Here is a 17,853-nt window from a genome sequence, read left to right on the forward strand (position 1 = left end):
CTGAAAAAGGCGCCTGCGGGCGCCTTTTTCGTTGTTGCCGACCGCAAGCGAGGATCAACGCCGCTTGTTGCCCAGCAACGAGCCCATCAGCCCACGCATCAGCTGCCGGCCTAGTTGGTTGGCCGCCTGACGCACTGCCGACTTGATCGCCTGCCCCGCCGCACCTTGCAAAAACTCCCCTGCCTTATCGGCGAAGCTGTCCTGCTCAGGCTTGGCCTGCGGCACCGGCTCGGCCGGTTCACCTTTACGCTGGGTGAGCATTTCATAGGCAGACTCACGGTCAATCGGCTGGTCGTAACGGCCCCGCAGGCTGGAGGCTGCGAGCAATGCATCGCGCTCGGCACTGCTCAACGGCCCGATCCGCGACTGTGGTGGGGCGACCAGCACGCGCTGGACCATCGCCGGCGTGCCCTTGTCCTCCAAGGCGCCGACCAGCGCCTCGCCTATGCCCAACTCGGTGAGCACGCCAAGGGTGGAAAAAGCGGGATTCGCTCGAAAGCCATCGGCAACCGCCTTCAACGACTTCTGCTCCTTGGCGGTGAATGCTCGCAGGCCATGCTGAATACGCAAGCCGAGCTGGGCCAGCACTGCATCAGGCAGGTCCGCGGGCGACTGGGTGACAAAGTACACCCCAACGCCCTTCGAGCGAATCAGCCTCACCACCTGCTCCAAGCGATCCTGCAGCGCCTTGGGTGTGCCATTGAACAGCAAGTGCGCCTCGTCGAAGAACAGCGCCAGCAGTGGTTTTTCCGCATCCCCGCGCTCGGGCAACTGCTCGAACAGCTCAGCCAGCAGCCACAGCAGGAAGGTCGCGTAGACCTTGGGCGCTTCATGCACCAAGCGGCTGGCGTCAAGTAGATGAATGCGCCCACGGCCATCAGCCGTCGGCTGCAGCAGGTCTTCAAGCTGCAAGGCCGGCTCGCCGAACAATGCCTCGGCGCCCTGCTGCTCAAGGGTCGCCAGGCGCCGTAACAACGCCTGGGTAGAGCTGCTGGTCATCAGCGCACTGTCGTCACCAAGCACCTGCGGATTGTCCTTGAGGTGATTGAGCAGGGCTTTGAGGTCTTTCAGATCGAGCAACAGCAAACCATCCCGATCTGCCACCTTGAACGCTGCGTACAAGGCAGCCTGTTGGCTGTCGGTCAGCTCCAGCAGGTTGCCCAGCAGCAGGGGGCCCATTTCACTGAGCGTGGTACGCAACGGATGGCCAGACTTGCCGGCAATATCCCACAGGGTCACCGGATACGCCTTCGGGCTGTGCCCCAGCCATGGCATCCCGGCAATGCGTTCGGCAACCTTGCCCTGCGGCGTCGCGGCGGCACCGAGGCCGCACAGGTCACCCTTCACGTCGGCAGCGAATACGGCCACGCCCGCGTCACTGAAGACTTCTGCCAGGCGCTGCAGGGTTACGGTCTTGCCTGTGCCGGTGGCACCGGCCACCAGACCGTGGCGGTTGGCCAGGCGCATGGCCTGGCTGACAGGCTGGCCGTCAGCTCCCGCCCCTACAACGATTTGCGAAGAATCTGACATGTTGTTTCATCCTCTCCTCAAGCTTTGCCGAATAACGGCCGATATGTCTTGGTGATAATTGCCTTAAAGACAGGAACATCCCAAAAGTGACTTGCGGGACTAGTTGCACTGTTTTCAGCGCTTTGTGCGAACGACCCGATATCACCTTAGCGGAACCGATCACGCCATGAACAAAAGCCTTCGTTTCAGCCACAAGATCCTTATTGCCGCATCGCTTATCGTGATACTCGCGTTCAGCTTGTTCACCCTTTACAACGATTACCTGCAGCGTAATGCGATTCGCCAGGATCTGGAAAACTATCTGACAGAGATGGGCGCATCGACCTCGACCAACGTGCGCAATCTATTCGATGGCCGGATCAAGCTGGTAGAAAACCTGGCGCAGAACATCGCCCAGGCGCCCGCCGACGCAGAGACCTTGCTCGGCCAGAATGCCCTGATCTCAAGCTTCCTCACAGTCTATGTGGGCAAGGTCGATGGCGGTTTCAGCGTGCGCCCCGACTCGCCGATGCCGGCTGGGTACGATCCGCGTGTGCGGCCCTGGTACAAGGATGGCATGGCTGCTAACGGAGCGATCCTGACCGAGCCGTACATCGACATGGCCACCGAGAAGATGGTCATCGGCATCATCAGCAAGGTTTCGACCAGCGTCGGCGTGGTTGGCGGCGACCTGGCGCTCGACGGCCTGGTCGAGATCATCAACTCGCTGAACTTCGGCGGCATGGGTTACGCCTTCCTGGTCAACGACCAAGGCAAGATTCTGGTTCATCCGGACAAAGACCTGGTCATGAAGCCGCTGTCGGATCTGTTCCCGCAGAACACACCACGGCTTTCCGCTGAACTGACCGAAGTCAGCGCTGACGGCAAGGACCGCCTGGTCACCTTCACCCCAATCAAAGGCCTGCCTGCGGCCAACTGGTACATCGGCTTGTCGGTCGACAAAGACAAAGCCTTCGCCATGCTCAGCACCTTCCGCACCTCGGCGGTGATCGCCACGGTCGTCGCGGTTGTGATCATCATTGCCCTGCTCGGCCTGCTGATTCGGGTGCTGCTGCAGCCACTGCACACCATGACCCGCGCCATGGAAGACATTGCCCAGGGCGAAGGTGACCTGACCAAGCGCCTGACCATTCACAGCCAGGATGAATTCGGCGTACTCGGCAGCGCCTTTAACCGCTTTGTAGAACGTATTCACAGCTCGATCCGCGAGGTGTCCTCGGCGACGGAACAGGTCAACGAAGTGGCATTGCGAGTGATCAGCGCCTCCAACTCGTCGATGACCAACTCCGACGAGCAGTCCAACCGCACCAACAGCGTTGCCGCCGCCATCAACGAGCTGGGCGCTGCCGCCCAGGAAATCGCCGGCAATGCTGCCCAGGCCTCGCAGCACGCGACCTCGGCGCGGCATCTTGCCGAAGAAGGTCAGCAGGTGGTCGACCGCAACATTGCCGCGATGAACCGCCTGTCGGAGTTGATCGTTGGCTCCAGCGCGCAGATCGAAACGCTGAACAGCAAGACCGTCAACATCGGCCAGATCCTCGAAGTGATCACCAGCATTTCGCAGCAGACCAACCTGCTCGCGCTCAACGCCGCCATCGAGGCTGCCCGCGCGGGCGAAGCCGGCCGCGGCTTTGCCGTCGTCGCCGATGAGGTGCGCAACCTCGCCCACCGCACCCAGGAGTCGGCGCAGCAAGTTCAGGGCATGATCGAGGAGCTGCAGGTCGGCGCCCGGGAGTCGGTCGAGACCATGGGCCAGAGCCAGCGTCACAGCCAGGACAGTGTGCAGATTGCCAACCAGGCCGGGGAGCGCCTGGAAAGCGTGACTGTGCGCATCGGCGAAATCGACGGCATGAACCAGTCGGTGGCCACGGCAACCGAGGAGCAGACGGCGGTGGTCGATTCGATCAACATGGACATCAGCGAAATCAACATGCTTAACCAAGAAGGTGTGGAAAACCTGCAGGCTACTCTGCGCGCCTGCTCGGATCTGGAGCAGCAAGCCAGCCGCTTGAAACAGTTGGTGGGCAGCTTCCGCATCTGAACTCCGGGTGCAACCCTCCCCGCAGCCATTTCGATACTGGCGGCGGGGCCTTGGCCACGGGCTTGCCGGCAATAATGCCGATGCGCGCCCGGGCCAACCTCGATCGAACAAACTATTCTTCCTGAAGGTCAACCTCTAGGCATGTCATCGCCGCTTTGTTACCGCGCATGACAGACCTGAAGTCGATCCCCGGAGGGATGCTGATCGTGCACATTGCCGACATCACCATGTTCTACGCACCCGCCAGCGGTGGCGTGCGTACCTATCTTGATGCCAAACACCGCCGTCTCGACGCCATGACTGGCGTTCACCACAGCCTGCTGATCCCTGGCGCCAGCGCCAGCCACGCCGATGGCGTCTACCGGGTGCCGTCCCCGCCACTGCCGTTCGGCAAGGGCTATCGCTTCCCGGTCCGCCTGGCGCCGTGGTGCAAGGTGTTGCGCGAGCTGCAGCCTGATCTGATCGAAGTCGGCGACCCGTATCTGACTGCCTGGGCAGCGCTGGAAGCGCGGCGCAAGCTGGATGTGCCGGTAATCGGCTTCTATCACTCCGACCTGCCGCTGCTGGTGGGCAATCGCATGGGCAACTGGTTCACGCCCAACGTCGAGGCCTACGTCAGCAAGCTCTATGGCAACTTCGACCGGGTCCTGGCGCCAAGCCAGCTGATGGCCGACAAACTGCGTCGGCTGGGCGTGCGCGACGTGCATGTGCAGCGGCTGGGCGTAGATTTGAGCACGTTCAACCCGGAGCAGCGCGACAACCGCTTGCGGGCTGAACTGGGGATCCCCGACACCACCCGCCTGCTGGTGTTTGCCGGGCGCGGCTCGCGCGAGAAGAACCTGCCGGTATTGCTCGACTGCATGCGTCACCTCGGCCCTCACTATCACCTGCTGCTGGTGGGTTCGGCCATGCCCAGCAACGTGCCTGCCAACGTCAGCGTGATCAATCACTTCTGCCCCTTGCCGGAAGTCGCGCGGCTGATGGCCAGTGCCGACCTGCTGGTGCATGCCGGTGATCAGGAAACCTTTGGCCTGGTCATTCTCGAAGCCATGGCCTGTGCCACCCCGGTTGTCGCAGTGCGCGCCGGCGCGTTCAGCGAAATAGTCACCGAGCAATGTGGCCGCCTGTGCCCGCCAAACGACGGCCAGGCCATGGCCGCCACCGTACGCGAGGTATTCGAGGACGGCGTGCGCCGGCTTGGCCAGCAGGCACGCCGGCATGTCGAGCAGCATTACTCTTGGGACAACGTGGTCAACGGCCTGCTGCAGCACTACCAAGCCGTGCTCGGCCATCAGCCACTGGTGCGTGCACATGCTTGAGGACACTACCGAGCAGCGCAGCGTGATGCTGGTGCTGCACGACGTGGCGCCGGAGACCTGGCCTGACTACCAGCCGTTTGTCGAGGCGGTCGACCAGCTGGGCAACGTGCCGATGACCTGGCTGGTGGTGCCCGACTTTCATCAGCGCAATGCCCTAGAGCGCTCGCCGACCTTCTGCCGTCTGCTAGATTGGCGCCTGCAGCAGGGCGACGAGCTGGCGCTACATGGCTATTACCACGCCGACCTCGGGCCGACGCCACGCACGCCGCGGGACTTCTTCATGCGCCGGATCTATACGCATGAAGGTGAATTTTATGCGCTGGAACAAGCTCAGGCGTTGCAGCGCCTGCAAGCGGGCCTGCAGTTGTTCAATAGCCAGGGCTGGCCGGTGGCGGGCTTCGTCGCCCCGGCCTGGCTGATGAGCGAGGGCACCCGCCAGGCCCTGCGCCAGTTGCCATTGCGCTACACCAGCACGCCTCAGCACCTCTACCGGTTACCAGAATTCACCGCGATAGACGCACCTGGCCTGGTCTGGAGCGCCCGCAGTGCCTGGCGTCGGGGTTTGTCGCGGGCACTGTGCAATTCGCAGCTGCAACGCTGGCAAAGTGCGCCAACCTTGCGCCTGGGCCTGCACCCAGTCGACATGCGCCATCGCAGCTCTCGCGATTACTGGCTGCAAACGTTGAAAACGCTCATCGAACAAGGCCGCGAGCCTCTGACCAAGTCAGCCTGGCTGGACCGCCAGGTCGCGGCATGAAGCGCTATGCCTGGCTTGGGCTGGCCCTGGTGCTGGCCCTGCTGGTGCCGGCATTGCTCGGCGGCGCCGAGCTACTGCCCAGACTGCAGAGCTTCTCCCCGAGCCTGATGGCGACCCTGCTGGGGATGATCCTGCTGTGCTGGATCATCAATGCGGCACGTCTGCGCCTGCTGCTGGGTGAGCAAGGTGCGCAATTGGGGCGTTGGCGCAGTCTTGGGGTGATCATGGCCACCGAGTTTGCCATCTGCACCACCCCAGGCGGTAGCGGTGGGCCATTGGCGCTGATGGCGCTGTTGGCGCGCGAGCGCATCGGTGCGGCCCGCAGCGGCGCGGTGTTCGCTATCGATCAATTGAACGATCTGCTGTTTTTCTTCTGCGCCATGCTCGCCGTTGCCGGCTACGCGCTCAGCCACAGCCTGGGCCGCAGCCAACAAGGCATGCTCATGGGCAGCGCAATGATGCTGTGTGCAGCCTTGGTGCTGATCGTACTGTTGCTGCGCTATCGGCGGCAGATCATGCGGCTCAATGGCCGCCTGCTGCGCAGGGTCGGCATGGGCGAAAAACGTCGGCGCCGCTGGGCGCGCAAGCTGCTGAGCTTCATCAAGGCTTTGGCGCAGACCTGGCGGCTGCCAAAACGTACGTTAGCGCTGGTATTCAGCCTGACGTGCCTGCACTGGAGCCTGCGCTTCAGCGTGCTGTATCTGGTGATTCGCGGGCTTGGCGTGGAGCTGGCGTGGATACCCAGCTTTCTGGTGCAGATGCTGGCGCTGAGTGCTGGTCAGTTCAGCCTGTTGCCGGGCGGGGCCGGCGCTGCCGAACTGACATCGGCGAGCTTGTTGACACCACTGGTGGGAAGCTCGACGGCGGCAGCGGCGATCTTGCTCTGGCGCGCTGTTACTTATTACTTTTACCTACTGGCCGGGGGGCCGGTGTTTGTCTGCCTGCTGGGGCGACCGCTACTCCAGCGCTGGCGCCGTCAGCAAATGGATTGAGCAGCTGCCGCCAGAGTTCGGCGGCACCGACAAACTCGGTGCCGTGCTCGTCGCTCATGGCGTCAGGATCGAAGCGAGCCAGGCAGCCCTCACCCAGCGTCGGCAGCGCACTGGCCGCGGCCTTGTCGAGTGGATCCGCCATTGGCCTGCCCTCCTCTCAGTCGAACACCACGGTCTTGTTGCCGTGCACCAACACACGGTCTTCGAGGTGATGACGCAGGCCACGGGCAAGCACCATCTTCTCCACGTCGCGACCGAAACGCACCATGTCTTCGATGCTGTCGGCATGGCTGACGCGGACCACGTCCTGTTCGATGATCGGGCCGGCATCCAGCTCTTCGGTGACGTAGTGACAGGTCGCACCGATCAGCTTGACGCCACGCAGGGCGGCCTGGTGGTAAGGCTTGGCACCGACGAACGAAGGCAGGAAGCTGTGATGAATGTTGATCACTTTTTCGGCATAGGCCTGGCACAGCTGTGGCGGCAGGATCTGCATGTAGCGCGCCAGCACCACGACATCGGCACCATGGCTTTCGACCAGACGCGAGACTTCGGCAAACGCCGGCTGCTTGTCTTTCGGGTCGACCGGCACATGGTAGAACGGGATGCCATGCCATTCGACCATGCTGCGCAGGTCATCATGGTTGGAAATCACGCAAGGGATATCACAGTCCAGCTCATCGGTATGCCAGCGATGCAGCAGATCCGCCAGGCAGTGCGATTCGCGGCTGGCCATCAGCACCACGCGCTTCTTTTGCGCCGAGTCGGTAACCCGCCAGATCATCGAGAATTCTTCGGCAATCGGCGTGAATGCTTCACGGAAGGCCTCGATCCCAAACGGCAATGACTCGGCGCGGATCTCATGGCGCATGAAGAACCAACCGCTCTGCTCGTCCGAGTGGTGGCTGGCTTCGTTAATCCAGCCGTTGTACAGAGCCAGGAAATTACTGACTTTCGCCACGATGCCGACACGGTCGGGGCAGGCAATCACCAGTCGATAGGTGCGCATGAATGAGACTCCAGGAACTTCGCAAAGGCGCATATTCTAGCGAGCTGGCAGAAAAAACACAGTAATCATCAGCAGCTGCCGTACGGGCCGCGCCGCGCAGCAATTGTTCAGCCATCGCTGCGGCGCCGAGCATGACAGCGGCGGACGCCGCCAGTGATATGTAAATTTTTCTTAACCTGAATACATTGTTAACACTCGCCTATTTAAGCGAGCGTGCCTTGATTATTGTTTACTTGAGACTAGCGGCTGTCTATTATTAGCCCACTGACTCCCTGTACATGCACTATTAAGGAACACTTCATGTCTCTGATCAACGAATACCGCGCCACAGAAGAAGCCATCAAAGAACTTCAAGCTCGTCTGGCCAACCTGTCGCAAGACGACAAGCTGAAGAAAGAGCTGGAATTCGAAGGCAAGCTGCGCACCCTGATGGGCGAATATTCCAAATCGCTGCGTGATGTGATTGCCCTGCTCGACCCGGAATCGAAACTGAGCAAGGCCCCACGTGGCGGCGTCAAGACCACCACTACCAAGCGTGCGCGCAAGGTCAAGCAATACAAGAACCCGCACAATGGTGAAGTTATCGAAACCAAAGGCGGCAACCACAAGACCCTGAAAGAATGGAAAGCCAAATGGGGTGGCGATGTGGTTGAAGGCTGGGCAACCCTGCTGGACTGATAAGTCCGCTTTGCTGCCTTGAATAAAACGCCGGCTATTGCCGGCGTTTTTTATTGTCTGGACACATTACAGTACAAACGACTGCTGCAGTTTCTCGGCATGCTGCTGCCAGGCAAGCAGTACCTGCCGCCCGCCTTCGTCAGCTGTTGCCCATGCGCTTTGCAGGGCCTTTTCGAAACCCTCCAGGGTAATCGGCGCGCCCGCCGCAGGGTCGCCAAGACGTTGCTGGCAGAACTGCAGCCAGCGCTGTCGCTCTGGCTCATCCAGGGTCTCGGGGAAGTTTCGCGCCCGGTAGCGGAATAACAGTTCAGGCAGCCGTGGATCATCGAACATCCATTGTGATCGGCCAAGTTGCGCCGGGTCGACCACGCGCACCTGTTCGCACAGACGGCGGTCACGGTCGCCAATAAAGCCTGCATATAACTGCTGCTCGGGGTCGTCGCTTGCGCCAAATTCTTCGGCGCTGTAAATCGCGGCGAGTTTGTCTTGCCAGACGTTTTGTTGCTGTGCCAGTTGCTCGCCGCGTGCTTGCAGCAGGGACAGATCAATCCCCAATCGTTGTTGGTCAACCGGGCGCAATACCGACAGCGGTGCCAGTACCGGGCAGCGGTTGACTTGCACCAACTTGAGCGGCACCGGTAATTGCATGTCGGACAATTCGTCACGCCGAGTGTACAAACGCTTGCGTAATGTTTCGGCGCTTTCATCGAGTAGCGGAGAGCTTTCCAACTGCAGGTCGCACACAATCAATGCGTTGCGGTTCCGTGGATGCCAGGCCAGCGGCAGTACCACGCCGAGGTAATTTCGCTCAGCGGAGAAACGCCCGGAAATATGTACCAATGGCTGCAATAGCCGAATCTGCTCCATGACTTTATGCTTGCTGCGCAACTGAAATAACCAGTCATACAACTTTGGCTGTTTATCCCGAATCAATCGCGCCAGAGCGATGGTCGCCCGCACGTCGGAAAGCGCTTCGTGAGCATGCCCATGATCGATGCCATTGGCTTTGCTGAGCAATTCCAGACGCAGGCTGGTGCGCCCGTCCTGCTGCGGCCAGACGATGCCTTCAGGGCGCAGGGCATAGGCCGTGCGCACCACATCGATCAGATCCCAGCGGCTGTTGCCGCCCTGCCACTCGCGAGCATAGGGGTCAAAGAAGTTGCGATAGAGGCTGTAACGGGTCACCTCGTCGTCAAAGCGCAGGGTGTTGTAGCCGGCGCCACAGGTGCCAGGCCGCACCAGTTGCTCGTGCACACGGGTCATGAACTCGGCTTCACACAGGCCATTGCTGGCCAGTTGCTCGGGGGTGATGCCGGTGACCAGGCAGGCCATTGGATGCGGCAGGATGTCTGCCGACGGTTGGCAGAACAGATTGACCGGTTCTTCGATTTCATTGAGGTCGAAGTCGGTGCGCAGCCCCGCCAGTTGCAACGGCCGGTCGCAACGCGGGTTGATACCAGTGGTTTCGTAGTCGTGCCAGAAGATGCTGGAGCTCACGGGTTCGTCCTGTAGCTAGGTCGACCGTGAGTCTAGCGGCCCGGGCGGGCAGTTCGCACCTCTAAAGCAGGCAGAATGTGTCGCCAGGGTCAGGCAGAAGCGTTGGCGGCAGGGCGGAAGCTGAAGAAGTCACGCAATGAATGCACGAACTCATCGTACTCGCGCGGTGCCTGTAGCAGCATGAAGCCTGAGTCGTAATGCATGGGCGTCTGGTCTTCGCGGCACCACAGGCAGCTTGCCGACAGGTTGATAAACTGCCAGGCGCCGCCGGGCAAGGGCACGCGCAGCTGCAGTTCGTAGTCGGGCCCGACCAGCACCGGCAGCGAGCTGATCAGCATCAAACCGTCTTCGGAGGCATTGCCAAGGTAGCCGATCTGCTGATCGGTAAAGCGGTTGTAGACCTTGAGTACACAAGGCAACTGGTGACGCTGGATGTGGCGCTGGATAAACATGATGACAGGTAGTGTCCCGTTTCCGCGGCCAGGAATACGAGGTACTGGCGGTTGCTGTTACAGCTAAGATACAGCTTAGCCCAGCCGCTGTGGCGAATCTCGTGAAATCAATGACACCTTGGTATTAGCGCCAAGGCGTGGTGTGCACCGGACTGGCCACGGCAGGCTGGCGATAGTGGCCGAGCTTTTCCAGCGTCAGCAGACGCGCACGGGCGCGGTAGGCGTACTCATTTTGCGGGTAGCGTTGAACCAGGTACTCGTAGGTCTGCGCAGCATCGACGTAGAGCTTTTGCCGCTCCAGGCATTGGCCACGCAGCAGGGCCACTTCAGGATGGATGAACGGCCGCGCGCGGCTGGTCCGATCGACCTGGGACAGCTCGAGCATCACCCGCTGGCAATCGCCACGATCATAGGCGCGGTAGGCGTTGTTCAGGTGATGGTCCATCGACCAACGGGTGCAGCCAACGACGCTGGCGGCAATCGCCAGAACGATCAGGGTTCGCATGGGGATTCTCCTTTGATAGGCAGTGTATCGGCCCGACGCGGCAAATCTTCACACGCTTTTGCAAGCATAGCGCGACCGTACAAATGCCACCCCCGCAAGACGCAAGGTAGTGCAACGGAACAATGACTACAGCGCAATTGAGGAGTAGCCTCTCGCTGCGCTTCACTACAGGAGTCTATGCATGACCATCCGCCGTACCAAAATCGTTGCCACCCTTGGCCCTGCCAGCAACTCGCCAGAAGTGATCGAACAACTGATCCTTGCCGGCCTCGACGTTGCCCGCCTGAACTTCTCCCACGGCACGCCGGACGAGCACAAGGCTCGCGCCCGCCTGATCCGTGAGATCGCCGCCAAGAACGGCCGTCACGTCGCACTGCTGGGCGACCTGCAGGGTCCGAAGATCCGCATCGCCAAGTTCAGCAACAAGCGCATTGAATTGAAGATCGGTGACAAGTTCACCTTCTCCACCGTGCACCCGCTGACCGAAGGCAACCAGGATATCGTCGGCATCGACTACCCCGACCTGGTCAAGGATTGCGGCGTGAACGACGAGCTGCTGCTCGACGATGGCCGTGTGGTCATGCGCGTCGAGACCGCTACCGCCGACTCCCTGCACTGTGTGGTGTTGGTTGGCGGCCCGCTGTCTGACCACAAAGGTATCAACCGCAAAGGTGGCGGCCTGACCGCACCGGCCCTGACCGAGAAAGACAAGGCCGACATCAAGCTGGCTGCCGAGATGGACCTGGACTACCTGGCCGTGTCCTTCCCGCGTGATGCCAAGGACATGGAATACGCACGCAAACTGCGTGACGAGTCCGGCGGCAGCGCCTGGCTGGTGGCCAAGATCGAACGCGCCGAAGCGGTTGCCGACGACGAAACCCTCGACGCCCTGATCGCTGCCTCCGACGCCGTGATGGTTGCCCGTGGCGACCTCGGCGTGGAAATCGGCGATGCCGAGCTGATCGGTATCCAGAAGAAGATCATCCAGCACGCCCGCCGCAACAACAAAGCGGTGATCGTCGCGACCCAGATGATGGAGTCGATGATCCAGAACCCGATGCCGACCCGCGCCGAAGTTTCCGACGTGGCCAACGCCGTGCTGGATAACACCGATGCGGTGATGCTGTCGGCTGAAAGTGCTGCCGGTGCTTATCCGATCGAAGCCGTACAGGCCATGGCGCGGATCTGTCAGGGCGCTGAAAAGCACCCGACCAACCAGCGCTCCAGCCACCGTCTGCACACCACCTTCGAGCGTTGCGACGAGAGCATCGCCCTGGCGGCGATGTACACCGCCAACCACTTCCCCGGCGTCAAGGCGATCATCGCCCTCACCGAAAGTGGCTACACCCCGCTGATCATGTCGCGCCTGCGCTCGCATGTGCCGATCTACGCGCTGTCTCCGCACCGCGCGACCCAGGCACGTGCCTCGATGTTCCGTGGCGTCTACCCGATCGCGTTCGACCCGGCCTCGCTGCCGGCCGACAAGGTCAGCCAGGCGGCCGTCGACGAGCTGCTGCAGCGCGGTTTGGTTGAGCAAGGCGACTGGGTGATCCTGACCAAAGGCGACAGCTACCACACCATCGGTGGCACCAATGGCATGAAGATCCTGCACGTCGGTGATCCGCTGGTTGGTTGATGCCTAAGTTGTAGCAACTTCAGGCCATCAGGAAAGACCGCTCCCCGGAGCGGTCTTTTTTTGCCTACGTCAGGCCATGGCGCTGCCAGAACGTCAGGGGCGGTTTCAGAGACCGAGTGCAACGTGCCGGGTAAGGAGCTTGCGCCTGGCACCGTTTAATTCATTTATCAGGCAGCTTTTGCTGGGTCGGCCGTTGCTTGGTGGGTCCTCGATGTAGCAGCGCTGGTTGGCCAGGTTGATTTCACTGATACCCGGCGTTACCGGATCGCTACCGCGCAGCTGTATACACCGCAGTGACTCAGGCGTGTTCGACGAACACATCGGCCAGGACCTGGTTACGCGGTACGCCGGCGATGAACAGGCGTTTGGCAAAACGCTCGACGCTGCTCGGCGAGCCGCAGAGCAATGCCATGGTCTGGCGCGATGTCGGCCGCAATTGAGCCAACGCACTGTCCAGATGCTCGGCGAGCACCTGTTCAACTGCAAGCCCGGGCAAACCCTGCAGGGCGTCGGCAAGATAATGGCCGGCGTCACTGGCAGCTACATGCAATACTTTGATTTCACCCGTGTGCCCCTGACGCAGGGCCTCACGGGCAACGGCCCAGAGCGGCGCAAGGCCGGTGCCGGAGGCCAACAACCAGAGCGGCCGGGCCTGCCAGTCCGGGTCGTAATGCAAAGCACCATCACGCAGCTCGCCCAGGCGCAGATTGTCTCCCACCTGTAACCGCCGTAGCTGATCGCAGAAAGCTCCAGGGCGCCGGCAGTCGATGTGAAACTCCAGAAAATCGTCTTCACCCGGCAGGCTCGCCAGCGAATAAGGCCGTGCGACCCCGCCGAGCCACAACAACAGATGCTGACCGGCGCGATAGCGCAACGCCCGCTCCGGCAACAAACGCAGGCGCAACACCTCGCCCAGCCAGTCCATCGCGCAGACGCTGGCAGGCAGACCGTCCAGACGCGGGTCGAACAATGCCACCTGCAGGTCACCCAGCACGCTGCACTGACAGGCCAGGCGCCAACCTTGCTCACGCTTGGCCACGGGCAGCGCATCGGGCAAAGCGTCCGCTACAGCGCCATCCACACAGCGCACCATGCACGCATGGCAGCTGCCGGCGCGGCAACTGTAGGGCACATTGAAGCCTGCGCCATTGAGGGCATCGAGCAAATTGCTGGCGGCAGGCACGCTGATTCGCTGCGCGCCTACGTAGACATCGGGCATGGTTCAGAGGCCTCCGGGGTTATACGGGTATTGTACAGAACACACGCAACATCACTGCCAACCCGCTTCAGACCTTGGTCCCGCGCATGCGGTGGTGTGTCGCACCGGTATGCGCGCTATACTGCCGCGCCTTTTTTGCGTCGGCCTGACCTGCCGCCGCGTTGCCAGGCGTTTCGCCACGCTGGTGGTCGAAAAGCCTTTTACCGATGTTCCCGTCTTCAAGAGGAGCGCGCTGCATGACCGTGATCAAGCAAGACGACCTGATTCAGAGCGTCGCCGATGCCCTGCAATTCATTTCGTACTACCACCCCGTTGACTTCATCCAGGCGATGCACGAAGCCTACCTGCGTGAAGAATCGCCGGCTGCCCGTGACTCGATCGCGCAGATCCTGATCAACTCGCGCATGTGTGCCACAGGCCACCGCCCGATCTGCCAGGACACCGGTATTGTCACCGTGTTCGTGCGCGTGGGTATGGACGTGCGCTGGGATGGCGCCACCATGAGCGTCGACGATATGATCAACGAGGGCGTGCGCCGCGCCTATAACCTGCCGGAGAACGTCCTGCGTGCTTCGATCCTGGCCGACCCGGCCGGGGCGCGCAAGAACACCAAGGACAACACCCCAGCTGTCATCCACTACTCGGTAGTGCCAGGCGACAAGCTGGAAGTCGACGTCGCAGCCAAGGGCGGCGGCTCCGAGAACAAGTCGAAGATGGCCATGCTTAACCCGTCCGATTCGATTGTCGACTGGGTGCTCAAGACCGTGCCGACCATGGGCGCTGGCTGGTGCCCGCCTGGCATGCTCGGCATCGGCATCGGCGGTACTGCCGAAAAAGCTGCGGTCATGGCCAAGGAAGTGTTGATGGAATCCATCGACATCCATGAGCTCAAGGCCCGTGGCCCGCAGAACCGCATCGAAGAGATCCGCCTGGAGCTGTTCGACAAGGTCAACCAGCTGGGCATCGGCGCCCAGGGCCTGGGCGGCCTGACTACCGTGCTCGACGTCAAGATCATGGACTACCCGACCCACGCCGCTTCGCTGCCGGTGTGCATGATCCCCAACTGCGCGGCTACCCGTCACGCCCACTTCGTGCTTGACGGCTCCGGTCCTGCAGAGCTTGAAGCGCCGTCGCTGGACGCCTACCCGGAAATCGTCTGGGAAGCCGGCCCAAGCGCGCGCCGCGTCAACCTCGACGAGATCACCCCGGAAGAAGTCGCCAGCTGGCAGCCAGGCGAAACCATCCTGCTCAACGGCAAGATGCTCACCGGCCGCGACGCCGCGCACAAGCGCATGGTCGAGATGCTCAACCGCGGTGAAGAGCTGCCGGTCGATCTGAAAGGCCGCTTCATCTACTACGTCGGCCCGGTCGATCCGGTCGGTGACGAAGTGGTCGGCCCGGCCGGCCCGACCACCGCCACGCGGATGGACAAGTTCACCCGGCAGATCCTCGAGCAGACCGGCCTGTTGGGCATGATCGGCAAATCCGAGCGCGGCCCGACTGCGATCGAAGCGATCAAGGACAACAAGGCGGTGTACCTGATGGCCGTGGGTGGCGCTGCCTACCTGGTCGCTCAGGCGATTCGTAAATCGAAAGTGCTGGCCTTTGCCGAACTGGGCATGGAAGCGATCTACGAGTTCGAGGTCAAAGACATGCCGGTTACCGTTGCGGTCGACAGCAATGGTGAGTCAGTGCATATCACTGGGCCTGCGTTGTGGCAGAGCAAGATTGCCCAGAGCCTGGCGGTTGAAGTGAAGTAACCTTCACTGCGTCAATAAAACGCCCGGCATTTGCCGGGCGTTTTGTTTTCACATGTCAGGCCTTGGCGCAGCCTGGGTTGCCGAAGGTATTGCTGACGCTCTACAGAGCCTCATAGAAACACTTCACTTCAACAATGCCTTGAGCCAGAACGCCATGATCTTTTCACTCGTCTGCTGCTCATCCAGGTCACGCCAGACGCAGCCTGAGCGCAATGACGGATCTCGCAAAAAGCCGCGGTTGCGCCAGAAGCCATGCAACGGTCGGTAGTCGGCGGGCCGCAATGGATGAACGCCCGGCCGCTCCACGCTGCAGAACGCGCAGAAATCGAAATCGGCCAGCTTATGGGCGTAGGACTCGCGCTCGATAAAAAACCGCACACCCAGGCCTTGTCCGCGATAGGCCGGCAACACCAACGATTGAGCGAAGTAGAAGATTTTGGCCGGATCCTGGCCGCGCGTCACAAATGGCTCCTGTAGCGCTTGCGCCGCATCGGCCAGAGGCAGACCAATGGATGCACCCACTACCTGCCCATGCGCTTGAGCGAGTACCAACAAGCTGCGCTCGGAACGGGTAAGGTCTGCGAGATAATCAGCGTCTTCTTCTGCGGTCCCGTCATACAGAAAGGGGTACTCCCGCAACACCTCCAGGCGTAATTGCCCAAGCTCTGCGATAAAGGGTGCGATAGCGGCGCCGTGCAGCAGGCGGATTTCCATAGTGAGTGCTTCGTCCTGACGTTAGGGATAGGCACACGGACGGACCGGGCTCGAAGCAAGACCGTATCACCCCTCCCCCGTGTGCGCCTTTCCCCTGCACGACAGTTACATCACCAACACCGCAGTATGTTTCAACCGAACGGTCGCACGCCCTGGCGCAGGCCAAACAACAGCAGCAACAAGTCCTGATCCGGCTGTACCGTGACCTGGGCTTTCACATTGCGCGGTGGCGGGCATTGGCTGAGCAGATCCGATTTGCTGAAAACCGTAGGCCGCGGCTGCTCCCAAGCGGCGAAAGCAACCGTGGTCACTACCAGCGACGACACCAGGAACAAAGTTCGAGCGATTTCTAGTTTCATTACCCTAAACCTTTGACTGCGCTGCCAAACGCCGTCTGATAAAAGTAGAGCAATGTTTGCCATTCAGTATCGTTGAGTGACGAATGGCGCCGTAGCTGACCAAGATCGTTGAGTGCCGCGCGCTGGCGACTGATGCGTCGGCGGCACTTCTCCAGGTCAAGCAAGGCGACTTCGGCGGTAGCCTGCTCACCTTCGCCATTGACCTTGATGAATACATGCTTGCCATACAGGCAACCGTGCTGCCAATGGCCGTGGTGCATGCGCGCGAGGTTCTCGGCCAGGTCCTTGAGCATGCGTTCGTGGAGGACTGCTGGATACGCTTGGCGAGCGCCGTTGGCGTACCAGGTCTCCATGTCGACAAAACCATCCAGCGCTTCGCTGACCAGCAGCGCACGCCACTGGTGCTCCTCATCGCGTTGTGCACCGCAATAGACTATACGTGGCACGCGCACGCCAAGCTGCTCGAAGCTGTGCAGCGCATCCAGCTCACGCAGCACTGTCGGCCGGCCAAACGGGTGCAGCAGGCTGCGGTAGGTATGGCCGATCTGGCGCTTGGCATACAGCAGTTGGCCGCTGGCGTCGTTCAGACGCTGCACTCCGCTTTCGCCACCGCGGCGCTGATTGGGCTCCTCGACCCACTCGCCCTGCTGCTGCCAGTAGAAATCGAATTGCGATTCACGGCCCTGAGTCACCACCATATTCTCTACCCCTTGCGTAACACGTAGACCCGCCACATGGCGTAGAGCGGCAGGAAATCCAGGCGCTCCTGGATACGAAAGCCGGCCGCAAGAAACTCCTGCTCAACTGTGTCAGCAGGTAACACGAAACGATTCTGGTAACTGTCCTTGTCGGCTATGTTGTTGCGGCGCTTTTCCAGCTTTTTGCGCCGCCAAGCCTTGAAGTTGCCATCCACCCACAACGAAACGATCACGCTGTCGCGACTAACCCGATGAAATTCCGAGAGAATCGTGCGCCGATGGCTGGCTTCACCGATGTGGTGAAACAGCCGCATGCAGAAAATGCTGTCTACTGCGTTGTCCGGCAGATCAATGGCGAAAGCAGAAGTCTGCAAGGGCCGTACCCGCGCCACTACGGCTGGCGGTTGCGCGGCACAGGCTGTCTCGATCATCGCCTTGGAGTTGTCTGCACCGATGATCACCCGATTGGCTTTTTCGGCCAGCAATGGCCAGAAGCGCCCTGCCCCACTCGGCAGATCCAGCACCAGACCAGGGTCGCCAGCCAGTGTCAGCGCACGCCGAGCCAACTGCTCGTCGCGCAGATGGGACAGCCGCCGGGCAAAACCGTTCTGATGCTTGTAAAGGTAATCCTGCGCGTGTTGTTGGTCGTACTTTTCGGAAAACTCGAGTTTTATCGGGCTGCGCATC

18 protein-coding genes and 1 pseudogene are annotated in these 17,853 nt (G+C 61.1%); 8 read left to right on the forward strand and 11 right to left on the reverse strand.

From position 1 onward, the window contains the following. Nucleotides 1-54 precede the first annotated feature (54 nt). A complete protein-coding gene (locus K3F44_RS14725) occupies nt 55-1,530 on the reverse strand; it encodes a helicase HerA-like domain-containing protein (protein ID WP_220632491.1) in 1,476 nt (491 codons plus the stop codon). 166 nt (nt 1,531-1,696) lie between these two features. Between K3F44_RS14725 and K3F44_RS25130 the strand changes: the two are divergent. From K3F44_RS25130 to K3F44_RS14745, 5 genes and pseudogenes are all read left to right on the forward strand, one after another. Beyond that, nucleotides 1,697-2,713, forward strand: a pseudogene (locus K3F44_RS25130) (cache domain-containing protein); the annotation flags it as partial. 93 nt (nt 2,714-2,806) lie between these two features. Continuing rightward, nucleotides 2,807-3,571, forward strand: coding sequence for a methyl-accepting chemotaxis protein (locus K3F44_RS25135; RefSeq protein ID WP_371411621.1), 765 nt, complete (start codon nt 2,807-2,809; stop codon nt 3,569-3,571). Between the two features lie 197 nt (nt 3,572-3,768). After that, nucleotides 3,769-4,890 (forward strand): glycosyltransferase family 1 protein, encoded by a 1,122-nt coding sequence (locus tag K3F44_RS14735; protein WP_220634191.1) that lies wholly within the window; start codon nt 3,769-3,771, stop codon nt 4,888-4,890. After that, nucleotides 4,883-5,647: a DUF2334 domain-containing protein gene (locus K3F44_RS14740; RefSeq protein ID WP_220632493.1), complete on the forward strand. Its 765-nt coding sequence runs from the start codon at nt 4,883-4,885 to the stop codon at nt 5,645-5,647. The genes K3F44_RS14735 and K3F44_RS14740 overlap by 8 nt, the downstream gene beginning before the upstream one ends. After that, nucleotides 5,644-6,639, forward strand: coding sequence for a lysylphosphatidylglycerol synthase transmembrane domain-containing protein (locus tag K3F44_RS14745; protein WP_101321951.1), 996 nt, complete (start codon nt 5,644-5,646; stop codon nt 6,637-6,639). Before K3F44_RS14740 ends, K3F44_RS14745 begins: the two co-directional genes overlap by 4 nt. Here the strand turns inward: K3F44_RS14745 and K3F44_RS24845 are convergent. After that, complete coding sequence (locus K3F44_RS24845; RefSeq protein WP_101321952.1) at nt 6,542-6,781, reverse strand: hypothetical protein; 240 nt, start codon at nt 6,779-6,781, stop codon at nt 6,542-6,544. The genes K3F44_RS14745 and K3F44_RS24845 overlap by 98 nt on opposite strands. A 15-nt stretch (nt 6,782-6,796) precedes the next feature. Then, nucleotides 6,797-7,648: a formyltetrahydrofolate deformylase gene (purU, locus tag K3F44_RS14750; RefSeq protein ID WP_101321953.1), complete on the reverse strand. Its 852-nt coding sequence runs from the start codon at nt 7,646-7,648 to the stop codon at nt 6,797-6,799. Between the two features lie 300 nt (nt 7,649-7,948). On the opposite strand from purU, the gene mvaT reads away from it, so the two are divergent. Further along, nucleotides 7,949-8,326: a histone-like nucleoid-structuring protein MvaT gene (mvaT, locus tag K3F44_RS14755; RefSeq protein WP_101321954.1), complete on the forward strand. Its 378-nt coding sequence runs from the start codon at nt 7,949-7,951 to the stop codon at nt 8,324-8,326. Between the two features lie 66 nt (nt 8,327-8,392). Here the strand turns inward: mvaT and sbcB are convergent, their stop codons facing one another. From sbcB to K3F44_RS14770, 3 genes are all read right to left on the reverse strand, one after another. Further along, complete coding sequence (sbcB, locus tag K3F44_RS14760; RefSeq protein ID WP_220632494.1) at nt 8,393-9,823, reverse strand: exodeoxyribonuclease I; 1,431 nt, start codon at nt 9,821-9,823, stop codon at nt 8,393-8,395. Nucleotides 9,824-9,912: 89 nt separating this feature from the next. Next, nucleotides 9,913-10,275, reverse strand: coding sequence for a PilZ domain-containing protein (locus K3F44_RS14765; protein ID WP_101321956.1), 363 nt, complete (start codon nt 10,273-10,275; stop codon nt 9,913-9,915). A 124-nt stretch (nt 10,276-10,399) separates the two neighbouring features. Further along, a complete protein-coding gene (locus K3F44_RS14770; RefSeq protein WP_101321957.1) occupies nt 10,400-10,780 on the reverse strand; it encodes a hypothetical protein in 381 nt (126 codons plus the stop codon). A 181-nt stretch (nt 10,781-10,961) separates the two neighbouring features. Here K3F44_RS14770 and pyk point away from each other — a divergent pair, with 181 nt between their 5' ends. Continuing rightward, on the forward strand, nt 10,962-12,416 hold the full coding sequence (gene pyk, locus K3F44_RS14775) for a pyruvate kinase (protein ID WP_101321958.1): 1,455 nt from the start codon (nt 10,962-10,964) through the stop codon (nt 12,414-12,416). Nucleotides 12,417-12,714: 298 nt separating this feature from the next. Here pyk and K3F44_RS14780 read toward each other — a convergent pair whose 3' ends face one another. Then, entirely contained in the window at nt 12,715-13,635 is a 921-nt protein-coding gene (locus K3F44_RS14780) for an iron-sulfur-binding ferredoxin reductase (RefSeq protein WP_220632495.1), read from the reverse strand. Between the two features lie 236 nt (nt 13,636-13,871). Between K3F44_RS14780 and K3F44_RS14785 the strand changes: the two genes are divergently transcribed. Beyond that, nucleotides 13,872-15,395 (forward strand): fumarate hydratase, encoded by a 1,524-nt coding sequence (locus tag K3F44_RS14785; RefSeq protein WP_220632496.1) that lies wholly within the window; start codon nt 13,872-13,874, stop codon nt 15,393-15,395. 123 nt (nt 15,396-15,518) lie between these two features. Here K3F44_RS14785 and K3F44_RS14790 read toward each other — a convergent pair whose 3' ends face one another. From K3F44_RS14790 to K3F44_RS14805, 4 genes are all read right to left on the reverse strand, one after another. After that, nucleotides 15,519-16,109 carry a GNAT family acetyltransferase gene (locus tag K3F44_RS14790; protein ID WP_150570620.1) on the reverse strand — a complete coding sequence of 197 codons (591 nt, stop codon included), beginning with the start codon at nt 16,107-16,109 and terminating at the stop codon, nt 15,519-15,521. Nucleotides 16,110-16,240: 131 nt separating this feature from the next. Then, nucleotides 16,241-16,468: a hypothetical protein gene (locus K3F44_RS14795; protein WP_101321962.1), complete on the reverse strand. Its 228-nt coding sequence runs from the start codon at nt 16,466-16,468 to the stop codon at nt 16,241-16,243. Beyond that, on the reverse strand, nt 16,468-17,166 hold the full coding sequence (locus K3F44_RS14800; protein ID WP_150570621.1) for a lipopolysaccharide kinase InaA family protein: 699 nt from the start codon (nt 17,164-17,166) through the stop codon (nt 16,468-16,470). The genes K3F44_RS14795 and K3F44_RS14800 overlap by 1 nt, the downstream gene beginning before the upstream one ends. A 5-nt stretch (nt 17,167-17,171) precedes the next feature. Continuing rightward, nucleotides 17,172-17,852, reverse strand: a complete 681-nt coding sequence (locus K3F44_RS14805) for a class I SAM-dependent methyltransferase (protein ID WP_220632497.1) — start codon at nt 17,850-17,852, stop codon at nt 17,172-17,174. Between the last annotated feature and the right edge of the window lies 1 nt (nt 17,853).

It is taken from the genome of Pseudomonas sp. S07E 245 (assembly GCF_019599025.1).
Lineage (GTDB): Bacteria > Pseudomonadota > Gammaproteobacteria > Pseudomonadales > Pseudomonadaceae > Aquipseudomonas > Aquipseudomonas shirazensis.

Excerpts from the sequence above, each read along its gene's own strand:
- K3F44_RS14745 (WP_101321951.1), top strand. The coding sequence starts at position 5,644 with ATGAAGCGCTATGCCTGGCTTGGGCTGGCCCTGGTGCTGGCCCTGCTG.
- K3F44_RS14785 (WP_220632496.1), top strand. The coding sequence starts at position 13,872 with ATGACCGTGATCAAGCAAGACGACCTGATTCAGAGCGTCGCCGATGCC.
- K3F44_RS14800 (WP_150570621.1), bottom strand. The coding sequence starts at position 17,166 with ATGGTGGTGACTCAGGGCCGTGAATCGCAATTCGATTTCTACTGGCAG.
- K3F44_RS14735 (WP_220634191.1), top strand. The coding sequence starts at position 3,769 with ATGCTGATCGTGCACATTGCCGACATCACCATGTTCTACGCACCCGCC.
- K3F44_RS14790 (WP_150570620.1), bottom strand. The coding sequence starts at position 16,109 with ATGGAAATCCGCCTGCTGCACGGCGCCGCTATCGCACCCTTTATCGCA.
- K3F44_RS24845 (WP_101321952.1), bottom strand. The coding sequence starts at position 6,781 with ATGGCGGATCCACTCGACAAGGCCGCGGCCAGTGCGCTGCCGACGCTG.
- K3F44_RS14795 (WP_101321962.1), bottom strand. The coding sequence starts at position 16,468 with ATGAAACTAGAAATCGCTCGAACTTTGTTCCTGGTGTCGTCGCTGGTA.
- mvaT (WP_101321954.1), top strand. The coding sequence starts at position 7,949 with ATGTCTCTGATCAACGAATACCGCGCCACAGAAGAAGCCATCAAAGAA.
- K3F44_RS14765 (WP_101321956.1), bottom strand. The coding sequence starts at position 10,275 with ATGTTTATCCAGCGCCACATCCAGCGTCACCAGTTGCCTTGTGTACTC.
- purU (WP_101321953.1), bottom strand. The coding sequence starts at position 7,648 with ATGCGCACCTATCGACTGGTGATTGCCTGCCCCGACCGTGTCGGCATC.
- K3F44_RS14740 (WP_220632493.1), top strand. The coding sequence starts at position 4,883 with ATGCTTGAGGACACTACCGAGCAGCGCAGCGTGATGCTGGTGCTGCAC.
- pyk (WP_101321958.1), top strand. The coding sequence starts at position 10,962 with ATGACCATCCGCCGTACCAAAATCGTTGCCACCCTTGGCCCTGCCAGC.
- K3F44_RS14805 (WP_220632497.1), bottom strand. The coding sequence starts at position 17,852 with ATGCGCAGCCCGATAAAACTCGAGTTTTCCGAAAAGTACGACCAACAA.
- K3F44_RS14725 (WP_220632491.1), bottom strand. The coding sequence starts at position 1,530 with ATGTCAGATTCTTCGCAAATCGTTGTAGGGGCGGGAGCTGACGGCCAG.
- K3F44_RS25135 (WP_371411621.1), top strand. The coding sequence starts at position 2,807 with ATGACCAACTCCGACGAGCAGTCCAACCGCACCAACAGCGTTGCCGCC.
- K3F44_RS14770 (WP_101321957.1), bottom strand. The coding sequence starts at position 10,780 with ATGCGAACCCTGATCGTTCTGGCGATTGCCGCCAGCGTCGTTGGCTGC.
- K3F44_RS14780 (WP_220632495.1), bottom strand. The coding sequence starts at position 13,635 with ATGCCCGATGTCTACGTAGGCGCGCAGCGAATCAGCGTGCCTGCCGCC.